Genomic DNA, 22,576 nt, shown 5'->3' with positions numbered 1-22,576 from the left:
ATGCCGGAACCAAAAGACATCATTCTCGACGTTCGCGATCTCAAGGTGACATTCGAGACGCCGGACGGGCCGGTCGAGGCGGTCAAGGGCATCGATCTCGACGTGCGCGCCGGCGAAACGCTCGCCGTCGTCGGCGAGAGCGGCTCCGGCAAGAGCCAGACGATGATGGGCATCATGGGGCTCTTGGCGGCGAACGGCCGCGTGACGGGCCGGGCGGCCTATCGCGGGCAGGACCTGATCGGCCTGCCGGTCAAGGCGCTGAACGCGGTGCGGGGTGCGAAGATCACGATGATCTTCCAGGAACCGATGAGCTCGCTCGATCCGCTCTACACCATCGGCCGGCAGATTTCCGAGCCGATCGTGCACCACCGTGGCGGCAGCTTCCGGCAGGCGCGGGCGCGCGTGCTCGAACTCCTGGATCTCGTCGGCATTCCCGACCCCAAGCGGCGCATCGACAGCTACCCGCACGAACTCTCCGGTGGCCAGCGCCAGCGCGTCATGATCGCCATGGCGCTCGCCAACGATCCCGACATCCTGATCGCCGACGAGCCGACGACCGCTCTCGACGTGACGATCCAGGCTCAGATCCTCGATCTCCTCCAGTCGCTACAGACGCGATTCGGCATGGCCGTTGTTCTCATCACCCATGATCTCGGCGTGGTGCGCCACGTCGCCGACCGTGTGGTCGTGATGCGGCGGGGCGAGGTGGTGGAGCAGGGGCTGACGGCGGACATCTTCGAGCGCCCGCAGGCCGACTACACGAAGATGCTGCTGGATGCCGAGCCGCGCGGCGAGAAGCCGCCAGTCCCGACCTCCGCCCCGATTCTGCTCGACGGACAGCGCGTCTCCGTCGATTACGCGACGGGTGGCGGCCTCTTCGCCAAACGCTCCGGCACCTTCCGTGCCGTGGACAAAGTGAGCATCCGGCTGCGGGAAGGGCAGACCATCGGTGTCGTCGGCGAATCGGGCTCGGGAAAGTCGACGCTCGGGCGCGCGCTGCTGCAGCTCGTGCCCGCCACAGGCATCATCCGCTTCGACGGACAGGATATTTCCGGCTTCGACAGGAAGGCGATGCGCCCGCTCCGGCGGGAGATGCAGCTGGTGTTTCAGGATCCGTTCGGCTCGCTCTCGCCCCGCCAGACGGTCGGCGAGATCATCACCGAAGGTCTCTATGTCCACGAGCCGACGCTCACCCGTGCCGATCGCGACAAGCGCGCCATCGCGGCGCTGAAGGAGGTCGGTCTCGATCCCCAGGCGCGCAACCGCTATCCGCACGAGTTCTCCGGCGGCCAGCGGCAGCGTATCGCCATAGCGCGGGCGATGATTCTCAAACCTCGCCTCGTCATCCTCGACGAGCCGACGTCGGCGCTCGATCGCTCGGTGCAGGGACAGATCATCGACCTCCTGCGCCACCTGCAGGATGCCCATGGACTGTCCTACGTCTTCATCAGCCATGACCTCGCCGTCATCAAGGCCATGGCCGACTACGTCATCGTCATGAAGGACGGGCAGATCGTGGAAGAAGGCGACACCGAGGCGCTGTTTGCAGCCCCGCGTCAGGCCTATACGCAAACGCTGCTCAGCGCCGCCTACACGGCAGCATGACACGACAAGACCGGCGCGCGCAGACGCGCGTCGGTCGTTTCCATCGGAGACGGGCAGGGCGTGCGGCATACGCGTTCGAAACCGATGCGCCGGTGAAGCGCATGTCGCGATGACAAACCGGGATGAATTCGAGGCGGGGAGAAAATGGTGGGCGATGACGGACTCGAACCGCCGACATCCTCGGTGTAAACGAGGCGCTCTACCAACTGAGCTAATCGCCCGCCGTGTTGGTGGGCGTGATGTATTCGGAACTGCTGGAAACCGCAAGGCCGCAGCGGCGGTTTTTCAAACTTTTTTGCGGGCTCGGCCCTGACGGCTGTATTCCAAGGGATTCCGGGAATTTTCGTCCTGTCTAAACGCCCGTTTTCGCGTCTTTCGGCAGGTCACAATGGAGAGAGACGCGTCCTGTGGAAAAGCAGGATCTTTTTCTAAGGCGCGGAAAACGGGACGTTTTTCGCCGCCACGCCCTGATTTGCAAGGGTTTGGAGAGCGGCGGACGGGCCTGTGCCAGGAGGCGGGCGACAAGAAATTTCAGTTTGTCATGATTTTGTATTTGAACGCGCTTGACACTCCCCGAAACCCCCCGTAAACAGCCGCTCATCGAACGGCGCAACGCTGAACGGTCACGGAAGACGGACTGAAAAGAACGGTTTTCCAAACAATGCGCGGGTGTAGCTCAGTTGGTTAGAGTGCCGGCCTGTCACGCCGGAGGTCGCGGGTTCGAGCCCCGTCACTCGCGCCATTTTACTTTCACAGTAAAATGAAAATGTCGATCAGCGGTCCTCGAAAGAGGACCGCGACATTTTGCCCTTCCGCCCTTCCAGGGTTCCCCAAGACTGGTAATCTCCGCCGAAACGGCTATGTAAGTGACGACCTAGTGTGGCTTCGGATGTGATCCGGAGAGCTGGGGTGGAACCACCGAATATGCCGACTCTTCATTCGCTTGGACGAGCGGATGAAAACAGGATGCGAGGCTTGCGCCATGGCGCGGGCTGCGCTAACGACTTTGGCGTTGCAACATTTTTCGGCCTGCAGGCAGACGCCAATCGCGCCTCACCGGCGTGGCCGCGGGCAGGGACAAAACAATGACAGACCTTCTCGGTTCTTACATCCCGATCGCCATCTTCATCGGCATCTCGCTGGTCATCGGCCTGGCGCTTCTTGCCGCGCCGTTCGCGGTCGCCTTCAAGGCGCCGGACGACGAAAAGCTGTCGGCTTACGAGTGTGGCTTCAACGCGTTCGACGATGCGCGCATGAAGTTCGACATTCGTTTCTATCTCGTGTCGATCCTGTTCATCATCTTCGACCTCGAAGTCGCCTTCCTTTTTCCCTGGGCCGTCGCGTTCAAGGGCATGGGCTGGTTCGGTTTCTGGTCCATGATGGCCTTCCTCGGCGTGCTGACCATCGGCTTCATCTACGAATGGAAGAAGGGAGCACTCGAATGGGAGTAGCAACCACGAACACCCTGGTGGCCGAGGCCCCCAAGGGCATCATCGATCCCTCGACCGGCAAGCCGGTCGGCGCAAACGATCCGTTCTTCGGCGAAATCAACAACGAACTTGCCGACAAAGGTTTTCTCGTCACCTCGACCGACGAGCTGATCAACTGGGCCCGCACCGGCTCGCTGATGTGGATGACGTTCGGTCTGGCCTGTTGCGCCGTCGAAATGATGCAGATGTCGATGCCGCGCTACGACGCCGAGCGCTTCGGCTTTGCGCCGCGCGCCTCGCCGCGCCAGTCGGACGTGATGATCGTTGCGGGAACGCTGACGAACAAGATGGCGCCGGCGCTCCGCAAGGTTTATGACCAGATGCCGGAGCCGCGTTACGTCATCTCGATGGGCTCCTGCGCCAATGGCGGCGGATACTATCATTATTCCTACTCGGTGGTGCGCGGATGCGATCGCGTCGTGCCCGTCGATATCTACGTGCCGGGCTGTCCTCCCACGGCAGAAGCACTGCTTTACGGCGTGCTCCTGCTGCAGAAGAAGATCCGCCGCACGGGCACGATCGAACGCTAGGCCCTCGGGGTCTCGATCGGAAGGTTCAGGGCCGCATGCGGCCAGGGCCCGATGGTCATCCGGATAAGGACACGCAATGAGTGAAGCTCTGAACAGCCTCGCGACCTACCTTCGGGAAACGAAGGGCGCCCTGTTCGCCGAAGCGACGATCGCTTTCGGCGATCTGACGCTGACGACGACGGGCGAAAACATCGTCGCACTTCTGACCTTCCTGCGCGACGATGCCCGCTGCGGCTTCGTCAACATCATCGACGTCTGCGGCGTGGATTACCCTGCGCGCGCCGAGCGTTTCGACGTGGTCTACCACCTCCTCTCGCCGAAGCAGAACCTGCGCATCCGCGTCAAGGTCGCAACCTCGGAAGAAGAGCCCGTCCCCTCGATCTGCGGCGTCTTCCCGGGTGCCGACTGGTTCGAGCGCGAAGCCTACGACATGTACGGAATCCTCTTCACCGGCCACCCGGACCTGCGCCGCATCCTCACCGACTACGGTTTCGAGGGCTACCCGCTGCGCAAGGATTTCCCGCTGACGGGCTATGTCGAGGTGCGCTACAACGACGAAGCCAAGCGCGTGGTCTATGAGCCGGTGGAATTGAAACAGGAATTCCGCAATTTCGACTTTCTGTCGCCCTGGGAGGGGACGGATTATGTGTTGCCGGGGGATGAGAAGGCGAAGTGAGGTCGGGTGAGCCGTAAGCCGTAAGTCGTAAGCTGTGAGCAGGGTCTTGTGATACGAGGGTGAGCAGCTGCCGTGGATAGCCGGGAGATCAGATCGTACCGTGATCTCAGGGTTTGGCAGGGCGCTATCGATCTCAGTGTCGAATGTTACAGGCTGACCAGGGATTTTCCGAAGTCGGAGATCTACGGCATGACCAGCCAGATAAGGCGGTCATCGGTCTCGGTGGCGGCAAATATCGCAGAAGGCTATGGCAGAAACAGCCGCGGTGCTTTTGTTCAATTTCTAAAAATTGCACAAGGATCGCTCAAGGAGCTAGAGACGCATCTGATCATCTGCGAACGCGTTGGATTATTGGATGCCGTTGCTTCGGAGCAGATGCTGAAACGGTGCGAAGAGAATGGTAAAATGATCAGTGGTCTCATTCGCGCGGTTCAGCGCAGGGAGAACGAGCAGTGATTTCGATGAAACGGCACTTTTCTGCTCACGACTTACGGCTTACTGATCACTGCGGAGCACGCACATGAACGAACACAACATCCGCAACTTCAACATCAACTTCGGGCCGCAGCACCCGGCGGCGCATGGCGTTTTGCGCTTGGTGCTGGAGCTGGACGGGGAAATCGTCGAGCGGGTCGATCCGCATATCGGTCTGCTGCATCGTGGCACCGAAAAGCTGATCGAGGCGAAGACCTATCTGCAGGCGCTGCCGTATTTCGACCGCCTCGACTATGTTGCGCCGATGAACCAGGAACACGGTTTCTCGCTGGCCGTGGAAAAGCTGACCGGCACAGAGGTGCCGATCCGCGGACAGCTGATCCGTGTGCTCTACTCCGAAATCGGCCGCATCCTCTCGCATCTGCTCAACGTGACCACGCAGGCCATGGACGTTGGTGCGCTGACGCCGCCGCTCTGGGGCTTCGAAGAGCGTGAGAAGCTGATGGTGTTCTACGAGCGCGCCTCCGGCTCGCGCATGCATGCCGCCTTTATCCGTCCGGGCGGCGTTCATCAGGATCTGCCGCACGAGCTGGTCGAAGACATCGGCAAGTGGATCGATCCGTTCCTGAAGACGGTCGACGATATCGACGAGCTGCTGACCGGCAACCGCATCTTCAAGCAGCGCAACGTCGATATCGGCGTCGTCAGCCTCGAGGATTGCTGGGCCTGGGGCTTCTCGGGCGTCATGGTTCGCGGGTCGGGCGCCGCCTGGGACCTGCGCAAGTCGCAGCCCTACGAGTGCTATGCCGACATGGATTTCGACATTCCGATCGGCAAGAACGGCGACTGCTACGATCGCTATCTCATCCGCATGATCGAGATGCGCGAATCGGCCAAGATCATGCGCCAGTGCGTGGATCGCCTGCTCGGCGACGCCAAGGTCGGCCCGGTCTCCTCGCTCGACGGCAAGGTGGTTCCGCCCAAGCGCGGCGAAATGAAGCGCTCCATGGAAGCGCTCATCCACCACTTCAAGCTCTACACCGAGGGCTATCACGTGCCGGCCGGCGAAGTTTACGCTTCGGTCGAGGCCCCGAAGGGCGAGTTCGGCGTCTATCTCGTGTCGGACGGCACCAACAAGCCGTATCGCTGCAAGATCCGGGCTCCGGGTTACGCGCATCTTCAAGCGATGGACTATATCTGTCGTGGCCACCAGCTAGCCGACGTCTCGGCCATTCTCGGCTCGCTCGATATCGTGTTCGGGGAGGTCGATCGCTGATGCTGGACCGCTCCGTCGCCGCCCGCCGCTTCGTCATCCAGACGCTCGACCGACTCCTGGCCCAATCGGCCGCGAACGGGCAGTCTTCCGCTGCGGCCGAACGCCGCGAACAAAATTCCTCCGGGTCCGAGCCGCTGTTCAACAGCATGTTCGCCGGAACGAGAAACTGAAATAGGGTGCGGTAACCATGTCCGTTCGTCGACTAGCCGATGAAGCCGTCCAGCCGCAGCAGTTCGCGTTCAGCGATGCCAATGCTGCATGGGCCCAGACCACGATCCGGAAATATCCGGAAGGCCGCCAGCAATCCGCTGTCATCCCGCTGCTGATGCGGGCGCAGGAACAGGACGGCTGGGTGACCAAGGCCGCGATCGAGAGCGTCGCCGACATGCTCGACATGCCCTATATCCGCGTCCTCGAAGTCGCGACCTTCTACACCCAGTTCCAGCTGAAGCCGATCGGCACCCGGGCGCATATCCAGGTCTGCGGCACGACGCCCTGCATGCTCCGCGGCTCGGAAGAGCTGATCGCGCTGTGCAAGCGCAAGATCCACGGCCAGCCGCTGACCCAGAACGAGAGCGGCACGCTCTCCTGGGAAGAGGTCGAGTGTCAGGGCGCCTGCGTCAACGCGCCGATGGTGATGATCTTCAAGGACAGTTACGAAGACCTGACGGTCGAGCGTCTGGAAGAGATCATCGATGCCTTCGATGCCGGCCGTGGCGCCGAGATCGCACCGGGCCCGCAGATCGACCGCATCTTCTCCGCCCCGATCGACGGCCTGACGACGCTGACGGAAGAGCCGACGCCGCAGCGCAATCAGGTGACCGAGCCGCCGGCACCGGCGGCACCGCAGGAGGGCACATCGGTTCCCCCGTCGGAAGCGGGCCGCCCGAAGAGCACCGACGCCGAAACCAATCCGACGATGAAGACGCCGGCCACCGCCAAGAGCGAGTCGGCCGCCAATTCGAAGAAGGAAGGCGGCGAGACCAAGGATGCGGCCTCCGTCGACACGCCCGAGGGCGGTGAAAAGACCGATCTGACCGCAGGGGCCGGCAAGCCGGCGCCCGAGGCGAAATGATCGGACGGCGGGGCACCGTCGCGCCGGCTTCGGCGCACGGTGGCTCTGGCCACGGGCTGCGAAGCCTTGTACACCGGAGGGATCGGCAGCCGCCGACGCCTGGTGCCACGAGGCGGAGCACGGCAGGCCCAAGAATGGACGCAAGGACTGACCCGCTTTGACGGCGGATCCACATTCTCGAAGAATCGGCGGACTGAGCCATGCTTGACGATAAAGATCGCATCTTCACCAATCTCTACGGCCTTCACGATAAGTCGCTGAAGGGCGCGATGTCGCGCGGCCACTGGGACGGCACCAAGCAGATCCTGGAAAAAGGTCGCGACTGGATCATCAACGAGATGAAGGCCTCCGGTCTGCGCGGTCGCGGCGGCGCCGGCTTCCCGACGGGTCTGAAGTGGTCCTTCATGCCGAAGGAAAGCGACGGACGCCCGCACTACCTCGTCGTCAATGCCGACGAATCGGAGCCCGGCACCTGCAAGGACCGGGACATCATGCGCCACGATCCGCACACGCTGATCGAAGGCTGCGTCATCGCCAGCTTCGCCATGGGCGCCCATGCCGCCTATATCTATGTGCGCGGCGAGTACATGCGCGAGCGCGAAGCGCTGCAGGCGGCCATCGACGAGTGCTATGACGCGGGTCTGCTCGGCCCGAACAACAAGCTCGGCTGGGACATGGAGATCTTCGTTCACCATGGCGCCGGCGCCTATATCTGCGGCGAGGAAACGGCACTGCTCGAAAGCCTGGAAGGCAAGAAGGGCCAGCCGCGCCTGAAGCCGCCGTTCCCGGCCAATATGGGCCTCTATGGTTGCCCGACCACCGTCAACAACGTCGAATCGATCGCGGTTGCCCCGACCATCCTGCGTCGTGGTGCCGGCTGGTTCTCGGGCATCGGCCGCCCGAACAATGTCGGGACCAAGCTGTTCATGGTCTCCGGCCATGTGAACAAGCCCTGCACCTTCGAAGACGCAATGGGCACGTCCTTCCGCGAGATGATCGAGCGCCATTGCGGCGGCGTGCGCGGGGGCTGGGACAATCTTCTCGCCGTCATTCCGGGCGGCTCGTCCTGTCCCGTGGTCAAGGCGGAGCATATCATCGACGCGCCGATGGATTTCGACGGCATGCGCGACGTCAAGTCGTCCTTCGGCACGGCCGCCATCATCGTCATGGATCGCTCCACCGACATCATCAAGGCAATCTGGCGTCTGGCCGCGTTCTACAAGCACGAGAGCTGCGGCCAGTGCACGCCGTGCCGCGAAGGCACCGGCTGGATGATGCGCGTCATGGAGCGTATGGTTCAGGGCCGTGCCCAGAAGCGCGAGATCGACATGCTGTTTGACGTGACGAAGCAGGTCGAAGGTCATACCATCTGTGCGCTGGGCGACGCCGCCGCCTGGCCGATCCAGGGCCTGATCCGCAACTTCCGTCCCGAGATGGAAGCGCGGATCGATGAATACACCCGGAACGCCTCGTCGCATGGGGCCGTTCTGCAAGCCGCGGAGTAAAAGAATGACAACATCGCCGTTTGACGATGAGCAGGCCGGTCCCGCAGGAGAGCAGGGTTCGTCGTCGTCAAAGAGCGATCCCGCGGGCTTTGCCGGCTGGACGAAAGAGGGCGGGCCGCCTCTGCCACCGCTGATGCAGCATCCCACGGCGTCGGTCGCGGCAGCTGCGGCGATGGGCTTCGGAATGGCCAGCCACTTCGCCGGCTTCATGCTTGGCGCCATGCAGGGCTTCATGGAGGCCGCGCAGAAGGCGGCAGCCACGGCCGAGGCAGAGCGTCAGGCAGGGCAGGGGGCAGCATCGGCTGCAAAACCAGATGCCGCCGAAACCTCGGCGCCCGATGAAGCGGCGACAGCGGACACACCGGAGGCGGATGTCGCGGTCGGCGATGTCGTGGCTGAGGCTGCACAGGCAACGGCCGAAGTGGTGGCGCGGGCCACCGCAGCCGTCGCGGAGGCTTCGCCACGGACCACGAAGGGAGCGAGCCCGGCCGACAAGCCTGTCCGTTCCCGCCGCAGCAAGGCTGCGGACGACCTGAAGAAGATTTCGGGCATCGGCCCGAAGCTGGAGCAGGTCCTGAAAAGTCTCGACGTCACGCGGTTCAGCGAGATTGCGGCGTGGGACGAGAACGATATTGCCCGGTTCGACCGGGAACTGAGCGTCAGCGGTCGCATCGTGAGGGATCGTTGGGTCGAACAGGCCAAGGTGCTCGCGAAGAGCTGAGCGCCGGGGCCGGAACGACAGCGGTCCGACGGCAGGAGCGACGTGCTTCCGCCTCCACTGACCGCGCTTCTGGGGCCTCGGCCCACATGGACGATCGAGGCCGACGGCCTCGGGACAGATTGGGCCGCTAAGGCCCCTTGACGATCGATCCGTCGCTTGAAGACCGGCGGAACAGGACAGGATTGAGTGCGAAGATGGCAAAGCTGAAAGTCGACGGAAAAGAGATCGAAGTCCCGGATCATTTCACGCTGCTTCAGGCATGCGAGGAAGCCGGCGCCGAGGTTCCGCGCTTCTGTTTCCACGAGCGGCTGTCGGTTGCCGGCAATTGTCGCATGTGTCTGATCGAGGTGAAGGGTGGCCCGCCGAAGCCGGCGGCCTCCTGCGCCATGGGCGTGCGCGACCTGCGCCCCGGTCCGAACGGTGAAGCGCCCGAAGTCTTCACGACCACGCCGATGGTCAAGAAGGCCCGCGAAGGCGTGATGGAATTTCTGCTGATCAACCATCCGCTGGACTGCCCGATCTGCGACCAGGGCGGCGAGTGCGACCTGCAGGACCAGGCGATGGCCTTCGGTGTCGACTCGACCCGCTACAACGAGAACAAGCGCGCCGTCGAGGACAAATATATCGGCCCGCTGGTCAAGACGGTCATGAACCGTTGCATTCACTGCACGCGCTGCGTCCGCTTCACCACCGAAGTCGCCGGCATCGCTGAACTCGGTCTCATCGGCCGTGGCGAAGACGCCGAGATCACGACCTATCTCGAGCAGGCGATGACCTCGGAGCTTCAGGGCAACGTCGTCGATCTCTGCCCCGTCGGTGCGCTGACCTCCAAGCCCTACGCATTCAACGCCCGCCCGTGGGAACTCGGCAAGACCGAATCGATCGACGTTATGGACGCCGTGGGATCGGCCATCCGTGTCGATACGCGCGGCCGCGAAGTCATGCGCGTCATGCCCCGCATCAATGAAGAGATCAACGAGGAGTGGATCTCCGACAAGACCCGCTTCATCTGGGACGGCCTGAAGACGCAGCGTCTGGATCGCCCCTATGTGAAGAAGGACGGACGCCTGCAGCCCGCGAGCTGGGGCGAGGCCTTCGCCGCCATCAAGGCGGCCGTGGCCAAGACCAGCGGCGACCGGATCGGCGCGATCGCGGGCGACCTTGCCTCCGTCGAGGAAATGTACGCGCTGAAGGGCCTGATGACGGCGCTCGGCTCCACGAGCATCGACTGCCGCCAGGACGGTGCAGCGCTCGATCCGTCATTCGGCCGTTCAAGCTATCTCTTCAACCCCACCATTCAGGGCATTGAAAATGCTGACGCGCTCCTGATCATCGGCGCCAATCCGCGCTTTGAGGCCTCGGTGCTGAACGCCCGCATCCGCAAGCGCTTCCGCATGGGCAAGTTCCCGATCGGTGTGATCGGCGATGCCGCCGAACTGCGCTATTCCTACGACTATCTCGGCGCCGGCACGGATACGCTCGGCGAACTGCTCGCCGGTCGCGGCAGCTTCTTTGAGGTGCTGACGAAGGCCGAGCGTCCGATGATCATCATCGGGCAGGGCGCCCTCATCGGTGACGGCGGCGCGTCGGTTCTGGCATCTGCGGCAAAGCTGGCCGGTGCGATCGGCGCGATCTCCGAAGGCTGGAACGGCTTTGCTGTGCTTCACACGGCGGCAGCCCGCGTCGGCGGTCTCGATCTCGGCTTCGTACCGGGCGCGAACGGCAAGACGGCGCAAGAGATGGTGACGGGCACGGACGTGCTCTTCCTTCTCGGCGCCGATGAGATCGATCTCGACGCCCGCAAGAGTGGCTTCACGGTCTATATCGGCTCGCATGGCGACAACGGTGCCCATGGCGCTGATGTCATCCTTCCCGGCGCGACCTATACCGAGAAATCCGGCATCTGGGTCAATACCGAAGGCCGCGTTCAGATGGGCAATCGTGCTGGCTTCGCGCCGGGCGAGGCCCGTGAAGACTGGGCGATCCTGCGGGCTCTGTCCGACGTGCTGGGCAAGAAGCTGCCCTTCGATTCGCTCACCGAGCTGCGTCGAAAACTGGTCGCGGAATTCCCGCATTTCGGTGAGGTCGACACGATCGCCGAGGCCGTTGACGGCGAAATTGCCGCACTTGCACAAAAAGCCGGTGAGATGACCAAATCCGCGTTTGCGTCTCCGGTGAAAGACTTCTATTTGACGAACCCGATAGCGCGCGCTTCCGCGGTCATGGCCGAATGCTCGGCGCTGGCTCGCAACAATTTCAAAGCGGCAGCGGAATGAGCGCGGGAGAATAAGGCACCATGGACGGTTTTCTTTCGACCTACGTCTGGCCGGCGGCCATCATGATCGGCCAGTCGCTTCTGCTGCTGGTCGCTCTCCTGATCTTCATCGCCTACATCCTGCTGGCCGACCGCAAGATCTGGGCAGCGGTGCAGCTGCGCCGTGGACCCAACGTGGTGGGTCCTTTCGGTCTTTTCCAGTCCTTCGCCGATCTTTTGAAGTTCGTCGTCAAGGAGCCGGTGATTCCCGCCGGTGCCAACAAGGTTCTCTTCCTGCTCGCGCCGCTGGTGTCGGTGACGCTGGCGCTCGCCGCCTGGGCCGTCGTTCCCTTGAACGACAACTGGGTGATGGCGAACATCAATGTCGGCATCCTCTACGTTCTCGCCATCTCGTCGCTTGAAGTCTACGGCGTCATCATGGGCGGCTGGGCTTCGAACTCCAAATACCCCTTCCTGTCGGCTCTTCGGTCCGCAGCGCAGATGGTATCCTACGAAGTCTCGATCGGCTTCGTCATCGTCACCGTGCTGCTTTGCGTCGGCTCGCTGAACCTGACGGACATCGTCAATTCGCAGCGCGACGGTCTCGGTACGATGATGGGCCTGCCGGGCTCCTTCCTCGACTGGTACTGGCTGCCGCTGTTCCCGATGTTTATCGTGTTCTTCATTTCGGCGCTGGCTGAAACGAACCGGCCGCCCTTCGACCTGGTGGAAGCCGAGTCCGAACTCGTCGCGGGATTCATGGTCGAGTACGGCTCGACCCCCTACATGATGTTCATGCTCGGCGAGTACGCTGCCATCTGCCTGATGTGCGCGCTCACCACGATCCTGTTCCTCGGCGGCTGGCTGCCTCCGGTGGACGTCTGGTTCCTCAACTGGGTTCCCGGCATCATCTGGTTCGTGCTGAAGGCCTCGCTGGTGTTCTTCATGTTCGCGATGGTCAAGGCGTTCGTGCCGCGCTACCGCTACGACCAGCTGATGCGTCTCGGCTGGAAGGTCTTCCTTCCCCTGTCGCTCGTCATGGTCTTTATCGTTGCAATCACGCTGAAGCTCGGCGGATGGGCCTGATGCCCGTCCACAGCTTCGCGACAGTCGCTGGCGTCTCGCAGGCCAGCTCATTCGGAGGTAAATGATGGCCGCCATTTCGCAAGCCGTCAGATCGCTGTTCCTCAAGGAGTTCGTCGGCGCGTTCTTCCTGTCGATGCGCTATTTCTTCGCGCCCAAGGCGACGCTGAACTATCCGTTCGAAAAAGGTCCGATCAGCCCGCGGTTCCGCGGCGAGCATGCGCTTCGTCGTTATCCCAACGGTGAAGAACGCTGCATCGCCTGCAAGCTGTGCGAAGCGATCTGTCCCGCCCAGGCCATCACCATCGAAGCCGGCCCGCGCCGCAATGATGGCACGCGCCGCACGGTGCGTTACGACATCGATATGGTGAAGTGCATCTATTGCGGCTTCTGCCAGGAAGCCTGCCCGGTCGACGCCATCGTCGAAGGGCCGAACTTCGAATTCGCCACCGAGACGCGCGAAGAGCTGTATTACGACAAGGACCGCCTTCTTTCGAACGGCGACCGTTGGGAGCGCGAGATCGCCCGCAACATCGGCATGGACTCGCCGTACCGTTAAGACGACGGCGCCATCTCGGCGCAGCGCCGCCCGCCCGGGCGGCGATACACTGGAAATTTGGGTGTCGACCGGACCTCTCCGGTCGGCCAGGAACGACTTGCGCAAAGGCAGATCGTTCCGGGGAAGACGAAAAAGGCACCGGTCATGGGTCTGCAGACTCTATTTTTCTATCTCTTCGCCTTCATCGCCGTCGCATCGGCGTTCATGGTGATTTCGGCCAGGAACCCGGTCTATTCGGTCCTGTTCCTCATCCTGTGCTTCTTCAATTCGGCGGGCCTCTTCCTGCTGACGGGGGCCGAGTTTCTCGCGATGATCCTGCTGGTCGTCTATATCGGCGCCGTCGCGGTTCTCTTCCTCTTCGTCGTGATGATGCTCGACATCGACTTCAACCAGCTGCGCTCGGGCGTGCTCGATTATGCGCCGGTCGGCGCGCTCGTCGGGCTGATCCTCGCGGCCGAGCTGATCATCGTCGTGGCCGGCAGCACCTTCTCGCCGGAGATCGCCAAGACCGTGTCGATGCCGATCCCGGCCGTCACCGACCGCACGAACACCGCCGCCCTCGGCGACGTCATCTACACCCACTACATCTACTACTTCCAGATCGCCGGCCTCGTGCTGTTCGTCGCCATGATCGGCGCGATCGTGCTCACGCTGCGCCATCGCCCCAACATCAAGCGCCAGAACATTTCCGAGCAGGTCGCCCGCGTGCCCGCCACCGCCGTCGAGGTGGTGAAGGTCAAGCCGGGGCAGGGGCTCTGAGCCGGTACTGAAGGTCAAGGACACGACATCATGGAAATCGGTATTTCCCACTATCTGACCGTCAGCGCCATCCTGTTCACGCTGGGCGTCTTCGGCATCTTCCTCAACCGCAAGAACATCATCGTCATCCTGATGTCGGTGGAGCTCATTCTGCTCGCGGTGAACATCAACATGGTCGCCTTCTCGTCGTTCCTCAATGACATCACCGGCCAGGTGTTCGCGCTGTTCATTCTGACGGTGGCCGCGGCGGAAGCCGCCATCGGTCTTGCAATTCTCGTCGTCTTCTATCGCAACCGCGGCTCCATCGCGGTCGAAGACGTCAACATGATGAAGGGCTGATCGGCCATGGATACCATCATCAAAGCGGTCGTCTTCCTGCCGCTCATCGGCTTCCTGATCGCTGGCCTTTTCGGCTTGAAGATCGGCGCCAAGGCCTCGGAATACGTGACCACCGGCCTCATGGCCGTCGTTGCCGTCCTGTCCTGGGTCGTGTTCGTCCATGTGGGCCTTGGCGAGACGGAGATGATCAAGGTCTTCGTCATGCGCTGGATCCAGACCGGCAGCTTCGACACCGAATGGGCCTTCCGTGTGGACACGCTGACGGCGGTCATGTTCGTCGTCGTCAACACCGTGTCGTTCCTGGTGCACCTCTATTCGATCGGCTACATGCACCACGACCCGCACCGCCCGCGGTTCTTCGCCTATCTCTCGCTGTTCACCTTCGCCATGCTGATGCTGGTGACCTCGGACAACCTGCTGCAGATGTTCTTCGGCTGGGAAGGTGTGGGTCTCGCATCCTACCTGCTCATCGGCTTCTGGTATAAGAAGCCCTCGGCAAGTGCCGCAGCCATGAAGGCTTTCATCGTCAACCGCGTCGGCGACTTCGGCTTCGCGCTCGGCATCTTCGGCGTCTTCGTCCTGTTCGGTTCGATCTCGTTCGAGACGATCTTCGCGACGGCCGCGACCTATCTGCCGGCCGAAGGTGCGGCGAACGCCGCCGAACCGGTCATCACGCTGTTCGGCATGCATCTCGATCGTGCCGATGCCGTGACCGGCGTCGCACTGCTGCTCTTCATGGGCGCGATGGGCAAGTCGGCGCAGTTCCTGCTGCACACCTGGCTGCCGGACGCCATGGAAGGCCCGACCCCGGTCTCTGCGCTCATTCACGCTGCGACCATGGTCACCGCCGGGGTCTTCCTCGTCGCCCGCATGTCGCCGGTGTTCGAGCTGTCGCCGACGGCCCTGACCGTGGTCACGCTGATCGGTGCGATCACCGCCTTCTTCGCGGCCACCGTCGGTCTCGTGCAGAACGACATCAAGCGCGTCATCGCCTATTCGACCTGCTCGCAGCTCGGCTATATGTTCGTCGCGCTCGGCGTCGGGGCCTATGGTGCGGCCGTGTTCCACCTCTTCACGCATGCCTTCTTCAAGGCGCTCCTGTTCCTGTGCGCCGGTTCGGTCATCCATGCCGTCGATGGCGAGCAGGACATGCGCCACATGGGCGGCCTGCGTCCGCACATCAAGATCACCTTCGCGATGATGCTGATCGGAACGCTCGCCATCACGGGTGTCGGCATTCCCTTCACCCCGGTCGGCTTCGCCGGCTTCTTCTCCAAGGACGTGATCATCGAGGCGACCTATGCCTCGCACTCGCCGCTCTCGGGCTTCGCCTTCACGCTGCTGGTCATCGCCGCGCTGTTCACGAGCTTCTATTCCTGGCGCCTGATGTTCCTGACCTTCTTCGGCAAGCCGCGCGCGAGCCACGAGGTCATGCATCACGTGCATGAATCGCCGATGGTCATGCTGCTGCCGCTCTTCGTGCTCGGCTTCGGCGCGGTCGTCGCGGGCTTCCTCGGCGAGGGCTACTTCTACGGCCACGAATATGCCGAGTTCTGGCAGGGTGCGCTGTTCACCTCGGCGGAAAACGAACTGCTGGAAGAATTCCACCACGTTCCGGCCCTGGTCGCGCTCAGCCCGTTCATTGCCATGGTGCTCGGCTTTGTCACGGCCTGGTATTTCTACATCAAGTCGCCGGAAACGCCGAAGGCACTGGCCCGCCAGCATCGCGGCCTCTACCAGTTCCTCCTGAACAAGTGGTACTTCGACGAGCTCTACGATTTCCTGTTCGTGCGTCCCGCCAAGCGTCTCGGCACCTTCCTGTGGAAGGAGGGTGACGGTCGGGTCATCGACGGCTTCGGTCCGAACGGCGTCGCCGCCCGGGTCATGGACGTCACGCGCGGCGTCGTGCGCCTGCAGACCGGTTACCTCTATCACTATGCGTTCGTGATGCTGATCGGCATCGCGGCCCTCGTTACCTGGATGATGCTCGGGAGCTCCTTCTGATGACCGATTGGCCCATTCTCTCGGCGGTCACCTTCCTGCCGCTGGTCGGCGTTGTGCTCCTGCTTCTGATGCGTGACGACAGCGCGGCCGGTCGCCGCAACGTGCTCAACATCTCGCTCGCAACGACGGTCGTCACTTTCCTGCTCTCGCTCTTCATCTGGGCCGGGTTCGACAATGCGAACCCGGGCTTCCAGATGGTCGAGCGTCATGCCTGGCTCGGCACCGGCATCTCCTATCATCTGGGCGTGGACGGCATTTCCATGCTGTTCGTCATCCTGACGACGTTCCTCATGCCCTTCTGCGTGCTGGCCAGCTGGCACTCGGTCGAAAAGCGCATCAAGTCCTACATGATCGCCTTCCTGCTTCTGCAGGTCGTCATGACGGGTGTGTTCGTTTCGCTCGATATCGTGCTCTTCTACGTCTTCTTCGAAGCGACCCTGATCCCGATGTTCGTCATCATCGGCGTTTGGGGCGGCAAGGAGCGCGTCTATGCGAGCTACAAGTTCTTTCTCTACACGCTGTTCGGCTCGGTCCTGATGATGCTCGCCATCATGGCGATGTACTGGCAGACCGGCACGACCGACATGGTCGAGCTCCTGAAGGCCGGCTTCCCCGCGGGCATGCAGACCTGGCTCTGGCTCGCGTGCTTCGCAGCCTTCGCCGTGAAGATGCCGATGTGGCCCGTCCACACCTGGCTGCCGGATGCGCACGTTCAGGCACCGACCGCCGGCTCCGTCATCCTTGCCGGCGTCATGCTGAAACTCGGCGGCTACGGCATGGTCCGCATCTCGCTCGGCATGTTCCCGCTGGCCTCCGAGCAGTTCGCGCCGCTGGTCTTCACGCTGTCCGTCGTCGCGATCATCTACACCTCGCTGGTCGCGATGATGCAGCAGGACATCAAGAAGCTGATCGCATACTCCTCCGTGGCTCATATGGGCTACGTGACCATGGGGATCTTCGCGGCGAATGTGCAGGGCGTGCAGGGTGCGATCTTCCAGATGCTGTCGCATGGCATCGTCTCCTCGGCGCTCTTCCTCTGCGTCGGCGTCGTCTACGATCGTCTGCACACCCGCGAGATCTCGGCCTATGGCGGCCTCGTCAACAACATGCCGAAATACGCCGTGATCTTCATGATCTTCACCATGGCGAATGTCGGCCTTCCCGGCACCTCCGGCTTCGTCGGGGAAATCACGACCCTGCTCGGTGCCTTCCAGGCCAACACCTGGGTCGCCTTCTTCGCCACGACCGGCGTCATCCTGTCCGCCTGCTACGCCCTCTGGCTCTATCGCCGCGTGATGTTCGGCGCGCTGGAGAAGGAGAAGCTGAAGGCTCTGCTCGACCTGTCGCCGCGTGAAAAGGTGATCCTCTATCCGCTCGCGGTGCTCACCATCTTCTTCGGCGTCTATCCGGCGCCGGTCTTCGATGCCACGGCGGCTTCCGTCGATGTGCTGGTCCATAACTACACGACCGCCGTTCAGGCAGCGCAGTCCCTTGCGCTCTCGGCGAACTGACGACGGGGCGAGAGAAACATGAACGCTGATATTCTGGTCGCTAGTCTTCATCTGTCGCTTCCCGAAGTGACGCTGGCCATCGGGGCGCTCGCGCTTCTGATGATCGGCGTCTTCACGGGCGAACGGTCTTCCGGCCTCGTGACCTGGCTGGCGATCGCGGTGCTGGTCGTTGCCGGCGTTCTGCTGGCGAACACGGGCGACGGCGTTGCCTACAACGGCGCCTTCGTCGCCGATCCCTTCGCCCGCTTCATGAAGATGCTGACCTTGTTCGCATCGATCGTCGCGCTGTTCCTGTCCGCAGGTCAGGCGAAGATCTTCGGTCTCGACCGGTTCGAGTATCCCGTGCTCGTCGTTCTGGCGACGCTGGGCATGCTCCTGATGATCTCCGCCAACGACATGATGTCGCTCTATATGGCGCTAGAGCTGCAGTCGCTCGCCGCCTATGTCGTCGCCGCCATGAATCGCGACGATCTGCGCTCGACGGAAGCCGGCCTGAAGTATTTCGTGCTCGGCGCGCTCTCCTCCGGCATGCTGCTCTACGGCATGTCGCTGGTCTACGGCTTCACCGGCCATACCGGCTTCGTGGAAATCGCCGCCGCCCTCACGGCGGAAGGCCGTTCGCTCGGTCTCGTCTTCGGCCTTGTGTTCGTGCTCGCCGGCGTCGCCTTCAAGATCTCGGCCGTGCCGTTCCATATGTGGACGCCGGACGTCTACGAAGGCGCGCCGACCCCGGTCACGGCGTTCTTCGCCGGTGCCCCGAAGATCGCCGCCATCGCCATGCTCGTCCGCGTGGTCGTCACCGCCTTTGAGCCCATTCAGCTCGACTGGCAGCAGATCATCGTCTTCATCTCGATCGCCTCCATGGTGCTCGGCTCGTTTGCCGCCATCGGCCAGAAGAACCTGAAGCGCCTGATGGCCTATTCCTCCATCGGTCACATGGGCTATGCGCTGGTCGGTCTCTCCGCTGGCTCCATGGCGGGCGTGCGCGGCGTCGTTCTCTACATGCTGATCTACATGGTCATGACGCTCGGCACCTTTGCATGCATCCTCGCCATGCGCCGCAAGGAAGGCCATCACGTCGAACAGGTGGACGATCTCGCCGGCCTGTCGCAGACCAATCCCTTCATGGCCGTGGTGTTGACGATCCTCATGTTCTCGCTGGCCGGCATTCCGCCGCTGGCAGGGTTCTTCGCCAAGTACTTCGTGTTCATGGCGGCGATCGAGGCCAAGCTCTATGCGCTTGCCGTCATCGGCGTCCTCGCCTCCGTCGTCGGTGCCTATTACTACCTGCGCGTCATCAAGCTGATGTGGTTCGATGAGCCGGCCGGCGAGTTCGCGCGCCCCTCCGGCTCGCTGAAGCTGGTCTACGGCCTCTCCGGCCTCTTCATCGTCGGCTATGTCATCGTCGGCGGCCCGATCGGTGCGGCGGCCGAAGCCGCGGCCCGGACATTCTTTTGAACGGCCCGGGCCGGCTCACCCGAACGTCCATCGACGACTTCCGCCACGTCGCCCTGGACGCGGTGGGCTCCACCAACACAGAGTGCCTTGCGCGCGCGCGCGCGGGCGATCCGGGAAATCTCTGGATCACAGCCGGCCGGCAGACCGATGGTCGCGGCCGGCGTGGTCGTGCCTGGAGTTCGGAACCCGGCAATCTCTACTCCTCGCTGTTGCTGATCGATCCCGCGCCGCTGGAGATGATCCAGTCGCTGCCGCTGGCCGTGGCCGTCGCGGTTCGCGATGCCATGCAGGCCGTCCTGCCCGCAGGCGCACGCGCGGCGGAAATCAAATGGCCGAACGACATCCTCATCGGTGGACAGAAGACCTGCGGCATCCTGCTCGAGGGCGAGCGACTGGCGGATGGGCGCTATGCCCTGGTGATCGGCTGCGGCGTCAACGTTGTCAGCGCGCCGGACCACGGTCTCTATCCGCTCACAAATCTGCGCAGCGAGGGATCGTCGGCATCCGCCGAGGAACTCTTCGCGCACCTCTTCATGAACATGACCGAAACGCTCGGCATCTGGAACGGTGGGCTCGGGATCGGCGACATCATCGCGCTCTGGCGGCAGCATGCCGTGGGCATCGGTCGCCCCATCACGGTCAATCTTCCCGATCGGTCCATCCAAGGACGTTTTGACGATATCGACGGCTCCGGCCAATTAATTCTCACGGATGAAAACGGCATGCGCCGGCACATAGCCGCCGGCGATGTCTTTTTCGGATGAAACAAGGCACAATTCTCTGATGACTGAGAAAAACGAACTGGTTTTCCTGCCGCTCGGCGGCGTAGGCGAAATCGGCATGAACCTCGCGCTCTATGGTTACGGCCCCGCCGCCAACCGCGAGTGGATCATGGTCGATTGCGGCGTGACCTTCCCGGGGCCGGACCTGCCGGGCGTGGACCTCGTGCTCCCCGATATCCGCTTCCTCGCGGACAAGCTCAAGAGCCTCAAGGGCATCGTGATCACGCATGCGCATGAGGATCACTACGGCGCGCTGTCCGACCTGTGGCCGGGGCTCAACGTTCCCGTCTATGCCTCGCCCTTCACGGCGGGCATGCTGGAGGCCAAGCGCCAGTACGAGCGCAGCCGCAACGAGGTGCCGATCACCATCTTCAAGCAGGGCGACCGCGTGCAGATCGGCCCGTTCGAGGTCGAGGCCGTCGGCGTCAACCATTCCATCCCCGAGCCGATGTCGCTCGTCATCCGCACGCCGCTCGGCAATCTCGTCCACACCGGCGACTGGAAGATCGACCATGCACCGTCGCTCGGGCCGCTGACCGATGGCGAGCGCTTCACCGCCGTCGGCGACGAAGGCGTGCTGGCGCTCATGTGCGACTCCACCAACGCGCTGCGCGATGGCGTCTCGCCCTCCGAGGAAGAAGTCTCCGCCAGCCTCGAAAAGGTCATCCGCTCTGCGGAAGGCCGTGTCGCCATCACCACTTTCTCCTCGAATGTCGGCCGTATCCGCTCGATCGCCAAGGCGGCCGCAGGTGCCGGACGCGAAGTGCTGCTGATGGGCTCGTCCATGAAGCGTGTGGTGCAGGTCGCCCGCGATGTCGGGCTGATGGAAGGCATTCCGCCGTTCATCAGCGAAGACGAATTCGGCTTCATTCCGCGCGATCGCGTCGTGGTCATTCTCACCGGGAGCCAGGGCGAGCCCCGCGCGGCGCTGGCAAAGATCGCCCGCGACGAGATGCGCAATGTCGCCTTCTCCTCCGGCGATACCGTCGTGTTCTCCTCGCGCGCCATTCCCGGCAACGAGAAGGCGATCAACGAGATCAAGAACGGCCTGATCGAGCAGGGCATCCTGATCGTCACCGATAGCGACGCTCTGGTACATGTGTCGGGCCACCCCCGCCGCAACGAACTGAAGCAGATGTACCAATGGATCCGTCCGAAGCTGCTGGTGCCGGTCCATGGCGAAGCGGCGCATCTGGTCGGGCAGATGGAGCTCGGTCTCCAGTCCGGTATTCCGAACGTGCCGCGTGTGCGCAACGGCGACATTCTGCGGCTCGCGCCCGGCATGGCACAGGTGATCGGCGAAGCTCCGCATGGCCGCATCTTCAAGGATGGCAGTCTGATCGGCGACTTCCAGGAAATGGGCATCGGCGACCGCCGCAAGCTGTCCTTCGCCGGCCACGTCTCCGTCAATGTCGTGCTGGATGCGCGCTACGACTTCGCCTCCGACCCGATCGTCGTGCCGATCGGCCTGCCGGAGTTCGACGACGAGGGCGAGGACATGAACGACACGCTGTATGATGCCGTGCTCGGTGCGGTCGAAAGCATTCCGCGCGCGCGCCGCAAGGATCTCGCCATGGTGCAGGAAGCCGTGCGTCGTGCCATTCGCGGCACGGCCAACGATGTCTGGGGCAAGAAGCCGGTCGTGACCGTCTTTATCAACCGCATGTCCTGACGCCACGCTGATTCCCGCAGAGGAAGGAAGGCCTTCGGTGTGACAGCGCCGGAGGCCTTTTCGTGTGCGTTCGGCTTCCGGCGCGTCATGGCACGGCGTATAAGAGTGATCAGCTTCTCAACCGGGATGTCATCATGCCGATCTTTTCCGTCTTCGCCATCTACTTCATCATCTGGTGGATGACGCTCTTCATCGTTCTGCCGATCGGCCTGCGTACCCAGGCGGAGGAGCACGACGTGGTGCCGGGGAGCGTGGAAAGCGCGCCCGCCCGGTTTCGGGCATTGCGCATCTTCGGCCTGACGACGATCCTCGCCGCCGTGATCCATATGGCCTGGTACATGCTGTCCGTTCGCTACGGCTATGGCATCGACGCCATCCCGCAGTTTGCGCCGAAGTTCTACTGAGGACGCAACCGAACGGCGGTGAAGTCAGCGGGCGCAAGACAAACTATAGTTTTAGAAGACAAGCATTTGCTCAATAGTTTGGCATAAGCTTGCAAGATCAGAGGGGAAGGGCGCCGGTCTCGTCTCGCAGCCGATGCCGGTATGCCACCTGCGGGCATCAGGACCAGCGAAAAGCCAAAAAAAAACAAGGCTAAAAGCCTTGTTTTATAAGCAATCGCGTGACCCGTAACCGTTGCCGGTGGCTGCGTATGACCGCGCCTAAGATCTGATCCTCCCAAGACTTTTTCCGCGACGTCGACAAGAATTTAATCTTCCTGCCTGTTTTGTGTGCTGAAACTAACCCAAATCGCTGCGGGTGTCATCAGGTTTTTTTGTATTTATGCTACAGTCCAGCAAAAAATATTCATTGACACGAAGAGGTCATTTGCCGTTACTCGC

The 22,576-nt window shown here is 62.6% G+C and carries 20 protein-coding genes, 2 tRNA genes and 1 pseudogene; 22 read left to right on the top strand and 1 reads right to left on the bottom strand.

The window, feature by feature from the left end:
- Positions 1 to 1,605: an ABC transporter ATP-binding protein gene (locus tag LRX75_RS07235; protein WP_231813110.1), complete on the top strand. Its 1,605-nt coding sequence runs from the start codon at positions 1 to 3 to the stop codon at positions 1,603 to 1,605.
- Positions 1,606 to 1,750: 145 nt separating this feature from the next.
- Here the strand turns inward: LRX75_RS07235 and LRX75_RS07230 are convergent.
- Positions 1,751 to 1,826: transfer RNA gene (locus LRX75_RS07230), tRNA-Val, on the bottom strand.
- 444 nt (positions 1,827 to 2,270) lie between these two features.
- On the opposite strand from LRX75_RS07230, the gene LRX75_RS07225 reads away from it, so the two are divergent.
- The 21 genes and pseudogenes from LRX75_RS07225 (at position 2,271) to LRX75_RS07125 (ending at position 22,138) form a co-directional block, all read left to right on the top strand.
- A tRNA-Asp gene (locus LRX75_RS07225) sits at positions 2,271 to 2,347 on the top strand.
- 343 nt (positions 2,348 to 2,690) lie between these two features.
- A complete protein-coding gene (locus LRX75_RS07220; RefSeq protein ID WP_062468417.1) occupies positions 2,691 to 3,056 on the top strand; it encodes an NADH-quinone oxidoreductase subunit A in 366 nt (121 codons plus the stop codon).
- Positions 3,047 to 3,625, top strand: a complete 579-nt coding sequence (locus LRX75_RS07215) for a NuoB/complex I 20 kDa subunit family protein (RefSeq protein ID WP_113150397.1) — start codon at positions 3,047 to 3,049, stop codon at positions 3,623 to 3,625. The genes LRX75_RS07220 and LRX75_RS07215 overlap by 10 nt, the downstream gene beginning before the upstream one ends.
- Before the next feature lie 76 nt (positions 3,626 to 3,701).
- Entirely contained in the window at positions 3,702 to 4,301 is a 600-nt protein-coding gene (locus LRX75_RS07210; protein WP_231813108.1) for an NADH-quinone oxidoreductase subunit C, read from the top strand.
- A gap of 72 nt (positions 4,302 to 4,373) precedes the next feature.
- Positions 4,374 to 4,757, top strand: a complete 384-nt coding sequence (locus tag LRX75_RS07205; protein WP_420851164.1) for a four helix bundle protein — start codon at positions 4,374 to 4,376, stop codon at positions 4,755 to 4,757.
- 64 nt (positions 4,758 to 4,821) lie between these two features.
- Positions 4,822 to 6,012 carry an NADH-quinone oxidoreductase subunit D gene (locus LRX75_RS07200; RefSeq protein ID WP_231813107.1) on the top strand — a complete coding sequence of 397 codons (1,191 nt, stop codon included), beginning with the start codon at positions 4,822 to 4,824 and terminating at the stop codon, positions 6,010 to 6,012.
- Positions 6,012 to 6,182 carry a hypothetical protein gene (locus tag LRX75_RS07195; protein WP_162742955.1) on the top strand — a complete coding sequence of 57 codons (171 nt, stop codon included), beginning with the start codon at positions 6,012 to 6,014 and terminating at the stop codon, positions 6,180 to 6,182. Before LRX75_RS07200 ends, LRX75_RS07195 begins: the two co-directional genes overlap by 1 nt.
- 17 nt (positions 6,183 to 6,199) lie before the next feature.
- Positions 6,200 to 7,049 (top strand): annotated as a pseudogene (gene nuoE, locus LRX75_RS07190) (NADH-quinone oxidoreductase subunit NuoE).
- Between the two features lie 238 nt (positions 7,050 to 7,287).
- Complete coding sequence (gene nuoF / locus LRX75_RS07185; protein WP_231813106.1) at positions 7,288 to 8,592, top strand: NADH-quinone oxidoreductase subunit NuoF; 1,305 nt, start codon at positions 7,288 to 7,290, stop codon at positions 8,590 to 8,592.
- Entirely contained in the window at positions 8,537 to 9,313 is a 777-nt protein-coding gene (locus LRX75_RS07180; protein ID WP_231813104.1) for an NADH:ubiquinone oxidoreductase, read from the top strand. The genes nuoF and LRX75_RS07180 overlap by 56 nt, the downstream gene beginning before the upstream one ends.
- Positions 9,314 to 9,507: 194 nt before the next feature.
- The gene (gene nuoG / locus LRX75_RS07175) at positions 9,508 to 11,589 is read left to right on the top strand and encodes an NADH-quinone oxidoreductase subunit NuoG (RefSeq protein WP_231813102.1); all 2,082 of its coding nucleotides are present in this window, start codon (positions 9,508 to 9,510) and stop codon (positions 11,587 to 11,589) included.
- A 20-nt stretch (positions 11,590 to 11,609) separates the two neighbouring features.
- Positions 11,610 to 12,653 (top strand): NADH-quinone oxidoreductase subunit NuoH, encoded by a 1,044-nt coding sequence (nuoH, locus tag LRX75_RS07170; RefSeq protein ID WP_062596636.1) that lies wholly within the window; start codon positions 11,610 to 11,612, stop codon positions 12,651 to 12,653.
- 64 nt (positions 12,654 to 12,717) lie between these two features.
- A complete protein-coding gene (nuoI, locus tag LRX75_RS07165; RefSeq protein ID WP_092933287.1) occupies positions 12,718 to 13,209 on the top strand; it encodes an NADH-quinone oxidoreductase subunit NuoI in 492 nt (163 codons plus the stop codon).
- Between the two features lie 144 nt (positions 13,210 to 13,353).
- The gene (locus LRX75_RS07160) at positions 13,354 to 13,968 is read left to right on the top strand and encodes an NADH-quinone oxidoreductase subunit J (RefSeq protein WP_062596635.1); all 615 of its coding nucleotides are present in this window, start codon (positions 13,354 to 13,356) and stop codon (positions 13,966 to 13,968) included.
- Positions 13,969 to 13,998: 30 nt separating this feature from the next.
- Positions 13,999 to 14,307 carry an NADH-quinone oxidoreductase subunit NuoK gene (gene nuoK, locus LRX75_RS07155; RefSeq protein ID WP_062468393.1) on the top strand — a complete coding sequence of 103 codons (309 nt, stop codon included), beginning with the start codon at positions 13,999 to 14,001 and terminating at the stop codon, positions 14,305 to 14,307.
- 6 nt (positions 14,308 to 14,313) lie between these two features.
- A complete protein-coding gene (nuoL, locus tag LRX75_RS07150; RefSeq protein ID WP_231813100.1) occupies positions 14,314 to 16,311 on the top strand; it encodes an NADH-quinone oxidoreductase subunit L in 1,998 nt (665 codons plus the stop codon).
- Positions 16,311 to 17,822: an NADH-quinone oxidoreductase subunit M gene (locus tag LRX75_RS07145; RefSeq protein WP_113150406.1), complete on the top strand. Its 1,512-nt coding sequence runs from the start codon at positions 16,311 to 16,313 to the stop codon at positions 17,820 to 17,822. The genes nuoL and LRX75_RS07145 overlap by 1 nt, the downstream gene beginning before the upstream one ends.
- A gap of 18 nt (positions 17,823 to 17,840) precedes the next feature.
- Positions 17,841 to 19,280: an NADH-quinone oxidoreductase subunit NuoN gene (nuoN, locus tag LRX75_RS07140; RefSeq protein ID WP_113150407.1), complete on the top strand. Its 1,440-nt coding sequence runs from the start codon at positions 17,841 to 17,843 to the stop codon at positions 19,278 to 19,280.
- Positions 19,277 to 20,044: a biotin--[acetyl-CoA-carboxylase] ligase gene (locus LRX75_RS07135; protein WP_231813098.1), complete on the top strand. Its 768-nt coding sequence runs from the start codon at positions 19,277 to 19,279 to the stop codon at positions 20,042 to 20,044. The genes nuoN and LRX75_RS07135 overlap by 4 nt, the downstream gene beginning before the upstream one ends.
- A 19-nt stretch (positions 20,045 to 20,063) precedes the next feature.
- On the top strand, positions 20,064 to 21,734 hold the full coding sequence (locus LRX75_RS07130) for a ribonuclease J (RefSeq protein ID WP_231813096.1): 1,671 nt from the start codon (positions 20,064 to 20,066) through the stop codon (positions 21,732 to 21,734).
- A gap of 134 nt (positions 21,735 to 21,868) precedes the next feature.
- Positions 21,869 to 22,138 (top strand): DUF1467 family protein, encoded by a 270-nt coding sequence (locus tag LRX75_RS07125; protein ID WP_231813094.1) that lies wholly within the window; start codon positions 21,869 to 21,871, stop codon positions 22,136 to 22,138.
- The last annotated feature ends 438 nt before the right edge of the window (positions 22,139 to 22,576 follow it).

The organism is Rhizobium quercicola (assembly GCF_021168455.1).
Taxonomy (GTDB): Bacteria; Pseudomonadota; Alphaproteobacteria; order Rhizobiales; family Rhizobiaceae; genus Ferranicluibacter; species Ferranicluibacter quercicola.
Note: the sequence above shows the minus strand (reverse complement) of the source record. Positions and strands in the feature narration are given on the sequence as shown.

Excerpts from the sequence above, each read along its gene's own strand:
- nuoN (WP_113150407.1), top strand. The coding sequence starts at position 17,841 with ATGAACGCTGATATTCTGGTCGCTAGTCTTCATCTGTCGCTTCCCGAA.
- nuoH (WP_062596636.1), top strand. The coding sequence starts at position 11,610 with ATGGACGGTTTTCTTTCGACCTACGTCTGGCCGGCGGCCATCATGATC.
- LRX75_RS07145 (WP_113150406.1), top strand. The coding sequence starts at position 16,311 with ATGACCGATTGGCCCATTCTCTCGGCGGTCACCTTCCTGCCGCTGGTC.
- nuoI (WP_092933287.1), top strand. The coding sequence starts at position 12,718 with ATGGCCGCCATTTCGCAAGCCGTCAGATCGCTGTTCCTCAAGGAGTTC.
- LRX75_RS07180 (WP_231813104.1), top strand. The coding sequence starts at position 8,537 with ATGAATACACCCGGAACGCCTCGTCGCATGGGGCCGTTCTGCAAGCCG.
- LRX75_RS07235 (WP_231813110.1), top strand. The coding sequence starts at position 1 with ATGCCGGAACCAAAAGACATCATTCTCGACGTTCGCGATCTCAAGGTG.
- LRX75_RS07210 (WP_231813108.1), top strand. The coding sequence starts at position 3,702 with ATGAGTGAAGCTCTGAACAGCCTCGCGACCTACCTTCGGGAAACGAAG.
- nuoK (WP_062468393.1), top strand. The coding sequence starts at position 13,999 with ATGGAAATCGGTATTTCCCACTATCTGACCGTCAGCGCCATCCTGTTC.
- LRX75_RS07200 (WP_231813107.1), top strand. The coding sequence starts at position 4,822 with ATGAACGAACACAACATCCGCAACTTCAACATCAACTTCGGGCCGCAG.
- LRX75_RS07215 (WP_113150397.1), top strand. The coding sequence starts at position 3,047 with ATGGGAGTAGCAACCACGAACACCCTGGTGGCCGAGGCCCCCAAGGGC.
- nuoG (WP_231813102.1), top strand. The coding sequence starts at position 9,508 with ATGGCAAAGCTGAAAGTCGACGGAAAAGAGATCGAAGTCCCGGATCAT.
- LRX75_RS07130 (WP_231813096.1), top strand. The coding sequence starts at position 20,064 with ATGACTGAGAAAAACGAACTGGTTTTCCTGCCGCTCGGCGGCGTAGGC.
- LRX75_RS07220 (WP_062468417.1), top strand. The coding sequence starts at position 2,691 with ATGACAGACCTTCTCGGTTCTTACATCCCGATCGCCATCTTCATCGGC.
- nuoF (WP_231813106.1), top strand. The coding sequence starts at position 7,288 with ATGCTTGACGATAAAGATCGCATCTTCACCAATCTCTACGGCCTTCAC.
- LRX75_RS07125 (WP_231813094.1), top strand. The coding sequence starts at position 21,869 with ATGCCGATCTTTTCCGTCTTCGCCATCTACTTCATCATCTGGTGGATG.
- nuoL (WP_231813100.1), top strand. The coding sequence starts at position 14,314 with ATGGATACCATCATCAAAGCGGTCGTCTTCCTGCCGCTCATCGGCTTC.
- LRX75_RS07195 (WP_162742955.1), top strand. The coding sequence starts at position 6,012 with ATGCTGGACCGCTCCGTCGCCGCCCGCCGCTTCGTCATCCAGACGCTC.
- LRX75_RS07160 (WP_062596635.1), top strand. The coding sequence starts at position 13,354 with ATGGGTCTGCAGACTCTATTTTTCTATCTCTTCGCCTTCATCGCCGTC.